The following is a 5,894-nucleotide window of genomic DNA, read 5'->3' on the forward strand; positions in this document are numbered from 1 at the left end:
CGACGCCCGGCAGCTCGAGCAGCTCTTCGTACGTTCCGGGGACTCGTCCGCCGTGCCGCTCGGTGATCTCGACGGCCGCCGCGTGGAGCCTCAGGGCCCGCCGCGGGTAGCCGAGTCGCCCCCAGGCGCGCACGGCCTCGCCGGCCGGCTCTCGCGCGAGGTCGGCCGGAGTCGGCCACCGCTCGAGCCACGCGTCGAACACCGGCAGCACTCGGCTCACCGGGGTCTGCTGCAGCATGAACTCCGACACCATCACCCTCCAGGGCGCGGGGTCATCGCGCCACGGCAGCGCGCGGCGATTGACCTCGAACCAGTCGAGGATCCGCTCGTGCAGATCGGCGAGCGGGGGTGGGGAGGCAGGCATGGCGCGTCGATCCTTTCACGCCGTCGGCGCCGGGATACCGTGGACCAGTGAGCACAGGCCCGGTCGGACGCGACGTCTACTGGCGTCGCCGGCTGCTGGTCCTGGCCATCGGCATCGGCCTCGTGTGGGGCGTGCTGCAGGTGATCGGGCTCCTGCGCGGCGACGGCTCCAGCGAGGCGAAGGCCCCGGCGCCACAGCCCACCACGGCCGCCCCCACGACCCCGCCCACCACGGCGCCGCCCGCCGACCAGGTTCCCGTCGCGATCGAGACCGCCACCACGGTGTGCAAGCCCGAGAACGTCCGGATCGTCCCGTCGGTCGCCGCCGACCAGGAGGCCGGGGCGCCCGTCAGCATCGACCTCATGGTGACGGCCCTCGACGGTGAGGCCTGCACCTTCCGGCCCACCGCCGACGAGCTGCTCGTCGTGGTCGACACGCAGCGTGCACCCATCTACGACTCGTCGGTGTGCCGCGCCGCGTTCTTCGACCAGTCGGTCGCGATCCCTGCCGGGTGGGGGACTGTCACGACCGTCGAATGGACCGGGCGAGGCTCCGGCACGGGCTGCGGCACGAGCGAGGGCTTCGCTCCCGCCGGCACCTACACGCTCAAGATCGGCACGTACGGCGGCGAGCCCGGCGAGACCACGTTCAGACTGACTCCGCGGGCGCCCGAGACCCCGGCACCCACGACGGCGCCCAGCGCGAGTCCCAGCTCGGCGCCCTCGGCTCCGGCGTCGTCGGCGCCGACGAAGAAGCTACCCAAGTCGCCGTCCACAGCCGCGGCTCCGACGGACTGAACAGCCGTTTCGCGGCGGGATCTCGTTCCGCCGCCAGCTACACGTAGCGCTCGAGACGAGCCCCGAGCGACGTCCGGTGCGACCGCGATCGGATCGCGATCCCCGCCCCCTTATACGTAGCGCTCGAGGATGCTGGACTCGGCGAGGCGCGAGAGCCCGTCGCGGACTCCCCGTGCACGCAGGTCGCCGACGCCCTCGACGGCCTGCAGGTCGTCGAGGCTGGCGCCGAGCAGTCGCTGCAGCGTGCCGAAGTGCGTGATGAGCCGCTCGACGACCGAGCCCGGCAGGCGCGGGATCCGCGCGAGCAGGCGGTAGCCGTGCGGCGAGACCGACGAGTCGAGGGAGTTGCTGTCACCGATCTGCAGTGCCGTGGCGACCACGCCGAGATCGAGCACCTGCTCGGAGTCGAGGTCGGCCAGTGACGAGAGGACCTCGTCGACGCGGTCCTCGGCGCCGGCCGGCAGGTAGTCGCGCACGACCAGCGAGCGTTCGGAGTCGACGCCGCCGACCAGCTCGTTCAGCTGCAGCGAGAGCAGGCGGCCGTCGGTGCCGAGCTCGAGCACGTAGGTGTCGATCTCGTCGGAGATGCGGCGCACCATCTCGAGGCGCTGGGCGACGGCGGTGACGTCGCGCACCGTCACCAGGTCCTCGACCTCGAGCGCGGAGAGCGCGTCGGACACCTCGTCGAGCCGGGTGCGGTACCGCTCGAGCGTCTGCAGGGCCTGGTTGGCACGGCCGACGACGGTGGTGGGCTCCTCGAGCACGTGGCGGACGTCGCCGAGGTAGAGCGCGATCGTGTGCATCGAGGCGGACACCGAGATGACCGGGATGCCGGTCTGGCGGGCGACGCGCTCGGCGGTGCGGTGGCGGGTGCCGGACTCGGTCGTGGGGATCGACGGGTCGGGCATCAGGTGGACGGCCGCGCGCTCGATGCGGGTGGCCGAGGAGTCCAGGATGATGGCGCCGTCCATCTTGGCCAGCTCGCGCAGGCCGGTGGACGTGAACGGCACGTCGAGGGTGAAGCCGCCGGTCGAGATCGAGTCGACGACGCGGTCGTGGCCGATGACGATCAGGGCGCCGGTGCGGCCGCGCATGATGCGCTCGAGGCCCTCACGCAGCGGTGTTCCGGGCGCGACGGAAGCCAGCGTGGCCCGTAGGTCCGGAACTGCCACGACATCCCCCGTTCTCGGTCATCGACGTGACCGGCTCATCCTAGGGCAGGGCGCGCAGGGCCGACGCCAGATCTCCGGTTCGCAGCACCTTGAGCCCGATGCGGGACAAGTCCTCGGTGCCGTTCGGGACGATCGCGTGGGTGAAGCCGATCCGCGCGGCTTCGCGCAGTCGCGCCTCGACGCCGCGCACGGGACGCACCTCGCCGGCCAGGCCGACCTCGCCGATCGCGATGAGTCCGCCGGGCAGCGGAGAGCCGCCGGCCGCGGAGATCACGGCGAGGGCGACGGCGAGGTCGACGGCCGGCTCGTGCAGCCGCGCCCCGCCGACCGAGGCGGTGTAGACGTCCTGGTTGCCCAGCGCGACACCGGTCTTGCTCAACACCGCGAGCAGCATCGCCACCCGGGAGGAGTCCAGGCCGCTGGACGATCGTCGTGGCGACGGAGTGGTGGCGGCGACGGTCAGCGCCTGGACCTCGGCCAACAGCGGCCGGCGCCCCTCCATGGTGACCGTCACGCACGTGCCGGCGACGGGGGACTCGTGACGCGAGACGAACAGGCCCGTCGGGTCGGGGACCTCGACGATGCCGGCGTCCACGAGGTCGAAGCAGCCGATCTCGTCGACGGGGCCGAAGCGGTTCTTCGTGGCGCGCAGCAGGCGCAGGCGGCTGGTGCGGTCGCCCTCGAACTGCAGGACGACGTCGACGAGGTGCTCGAGGACGCGTGGGCCGGCGACCGAGCCGTCCTTGGTGACGTGCCCGACGAGCAGCGTGGCGATGCCCTCGGCCTTGGCGCGGCCGATGACGGTGGCGGCGACCTCGCGCACCTGGGTGACGCCGCCGGGGACACCCTCGATCGATGACGAGCCGATCGTCTGGACCGAGTCGACGATGAGCAGGCTGGGCTTGACCGCGTCGATGTGGGTCAGCAGGCCGCCCAGGTCGGTCTCGGCGGCGAGGTAGAGCTGGTCCGCGAGGGCACCTGTGCGCTCGGCGCGCAGGCGCACCTGGGCGGCGGACTCCTCGCCCGAGACGTAGAGGGTGCGGCGACCGGCGCGCGCCCAGCGGGCCGCGACCTCGAGCAGCAGGGTGGACTTGCCGACGCCCGGCTCGCCGGCCATCAGCATCACGGCGCCGGCCACGACACCACCACCCAGGACGCGATCGAGCTCGGGGATGCCCGAGCCGACGGCGGCGGCCTCGGTGGCGGTCACCTCGGCGATCGGCACGGCCGGCGTGGAGACGGGCCCGGCCGAGGTGCGGCCGGTGCGCGAGCTGCCGCCGACGGCCTCGACCGTGCCCCAGGCCTGGCACTCGCCGCACCGGCCGACCCACTTGCCGGTGGTCCATCCGCACTCGGTGCAGGCGAAGGCGGACGCGGTCTTGGGCGGCATGGGATCAGCCTAGGAGCCGGGTCCGACAGGACCCGTCCGCCTCAGATGCGGACGAGCCCGTTCGGGGTGCTGAACTCGGCGGCGAGGATGCCGGGCAGTCCGTTCGGGGCGACCCAGCGGACCTCGATCTGCTCCAGTGCGCCGACGGCGGGCTCGCCGAGCCAGGACTCGAGGCGCTCGGGGCTGCCGGCGATCTCGAGGGCGACGAGCTCGATCTCGGACTCCGCCATCGTCGAGGGGTGCTCCTCGGGCTGGTCCCAGCACAGGACGTAGGGCAGCTGGGGATCCGAGCGCATCCCGTTGACGCCGATCTGGCTCCAGGTCAGGTTGAAGCCGTCGGGGCGGTGCCGGTTGCCAGGCACGGAGTGACGTCCGAGTCGGTGCTCCACGGGCCCGATGTCGTCGACGCTCACGCACCAGCCCATCCATCCGCCGCCGAGCTCGGTGCGGGCGCGGACGGCCTGGCCGTACGGGGCCTTGTCGGCCGCCGGGTGCTCGAGCGCCTCGACGACCTGCACGTACTGGCGGTTCTTCAGCGGCAGGATCATGTTGTTGGTGCCGAAGCGGGGGTGGACGCCGCCGGCCTGGAACACCGCGCCGAACTTCTCGCTCAACTCGGTCGTGGTCGCCGCGAGGCCGGCAGAGCCGACGGCGAACGAAAGATGGTCGAGGTGCATACCGCATTGTTGCCCACGCCGGTTTGTTCCTGAGGCGCGGGTCCGGATCAGTCGGCGGGGTGCGGGACGGGCTGGCCGGCGGCCACGAACCGCTCACAGTGGCGCGACAACTCGGCGTAGCCGGCCTCGCCCATGAGTGCGGTCAGCTCGGCGCGATTGCCGATCCACACCGGATCGGCGCCGACGTGCGCCTGCGTGTTGGACGAGCAGTACCAGTCGAGGTCCGCCCCGCCGGGTCCCCAGCCGGCGCGCGTGTACTCCCCGATCCGGACCTCCGTGTAGGTCTCGCCGTTGCCGGGGTCCACCTCGCGGAACTCGCGACGCAGGGGCAGCTGCCAGCACACGTCGGGCTTCGTCGTGTGCGGCTCGAGACCAGTGGCGAGCGCATGGGCGTGCAGGGCGCAGCCGTAGCCGCCCGGGAAGTCGCGCGAGTTGTGGAAGATGCAGGCCCCGTCGACGGCACGCGTCTTGCGCTCGCCGTCCTCGTCGAGCTCGGTCCAGCCGTCGCGACGCCCCACGTCGTGCAGCTCCCACTCGGTCGGGTCGAGCCGCTCGACGTACTGCGCGACCCGGTTCAGGTCATCGTCGTCGCTGAAGTGCGCACCCAGGGTGCAGCAGCCCGCGTCGGGCGAGGACTCGTAGATGCCCGGGCAGCCCGCTCCGAAGATGCAGGTCCAGCGCGAGGTCAACCACGTGAGATCGCACCGGAACACCTCGGTGGGGTCGTCGGGGTTCGCGAACTCCACGAAGGAGCGCGGGAATCCCAGGTCGACCTCGGCCACGGACACAGGGTAGGGCACCGGGAGACCCCCTCTAGGCTGGTGAATCGTGGTCGGACCGGGACGAGGGACATCAGTGTGGCGCGGCACCGCGGGTGCCGCGCTCGTGCTGTTGGTGCTCGGCACCGCGTGGCCAGGTCGCCTGCCGGGAGCCGCGGTCGGTGCCGACATCCTGCTGGTCTGCGCCGGCGCCCTGCTGGGCCGGGCGCTGCTGGTGGACCCCCGCGGCCCAGTGCGTGAGGTCATCGGCACGGGTCTTCGCCTGCTGGTGGTCCCTCTGGTCGTCCTCGTGGGCGTCGCGGTCGCCGTGCAGCGCTGGGCGGACGTGCGCGAGTGGGAGGCGGCCCTGCGCGAGGTGCGTGTCGCCGTCCTCGCCTCGGCGAACGTGCGCGAGGTCGCGGCGGACTCGCCGGTCGCCTCCTTCTGGGTCGTCGCGTTGCTCGTCCAGGCTGCGGTGCTCGTCCTCGTGCTGCGGTGGGTCGCGCAGCGGTGGACGGGGATCGCGACGGTGGTCCTGCTGTTGTCCGTGGCGTCCTTCGTGTGGTGGGCGTTCGATCCCGCGAGCCACCTGGGCGCCCGGTTCTGGCCGATCGGCGCCGGCATCCTCGTCGCGCTGGCGGTGGCTCGCCGGGGCGAGGACGCCGTGCCCCGATCGGCCGCACTGGTCGCCTGGGCGGCGGTCCCCGTCGTCGCCGCCGTCGCGGTCCTCGCCTCG

6 protein-coding genes and 1 pseudogene are annotated in these 5,894 nt (G+C 72.7%); 2 read left to right on the forward strand and 5 right to left on the reverse strand.

The genetic code is table 11. From position 1 onward, the window contains the following. A pseudogene (locus tag RT323_RS12865) lies at positions 1–364 on the reverse strand (A/G-specific adenine glycosylase); the annotation flags it as partial. A gap of 47 nt (positions 365–411) precedes the next feature. On the opposite strand from RT323_RS12865, the gene RT323_RS12870 reads away from it, so the two are divergent. Then, positions 412–1,161 (forward strand): hypothetical protein, encoded by a 750-nt coding sequence (locus RT323_RS12870; protein WP_313409098.1) that lies wholly within the window; start codon positions 412–414, stop codon positions 1,159–1,161. Positions 1,162–1,271: 110 nt separating this feature from the next. Here RT323_RS12870 and disA read toward each other — a convergent pair whose 3' ends face one another. Genes disA through RT323_RS12890 form a run of 4 tightly spaced genes read right to left on the reverse strand, consistent with a single transcriptional unit; the run spans position 1,272 to position 5,182 of the window. After that, positions 1,272–2,333 (reverse strand): DNA integrity scanning diadenylate cyclase DisA, encoded by a 1,062-nt coding sequence (disA, locus tag RT323_RS12875; RefSeq protein ID WP_313409101.1) that lies wholly within the window; start codon positions 2,331–2,333, stop codon positions 1,272–1,274. Positions 2,334–2,373: 40 nt separating this feature from the next. Next, positions 2,374–3,723: a DNA repair protein RadA gene (gene radA / locus RT323_RS12880; RefSeq protein WP_313409104.1), complete on the reverse strand. Its 1,350-nt coding sequence runs from the start codon at positions 3,721–3,723 to the stop codon at positions 2,374–2,376. A 41-nt stretch (positions 3,724–3,764) separates the two neighbouring features. Beyond that, positions 3,765–4,400: a VOC family protein gene (locus RT323_RS12885; RefSeq protein WP_313409106.1), complete on the reverse strand. Its 636-nt coding sequence runs from the start codon at positions 4,398–4,400 to the stop codon at positions 3,765–3,767. 47 nt (positions 4,401–4,447) lie between these two features. Continuing rightward, positions 4,448–5,182, reverse strand: a complete 735-nt coding sequence (locus RT323_RS12890) for a hypothetical protein (RefSeq protein WP_313409109.1) — start codon at positions 5,180–5,182, stop codon at positions 4,448–4,450. Between the two features lie 73 nt (positions 5,183–5,255). On the opposite strand from RT323_RS12890, the gene RT323_RS12895 reads away from it, so the two are divergent. After that, positions 5,256–5,894, forward strand: a 639-nt coding sequence (locus tag RT323_RS12895; protein ID WP_313409112.1) for a hypothetical protein, incomplete at its 3' end; no start/stop codon positions are given.

This window comes from Aeromicrobium sp., assembly GCF_032084975.1.
Taxonomy (GTDB): Bacteria; Actinomycetota; Actinomycetes; order Propionibacteriales; family Nocardioidaceae; genus Aeromicrobium.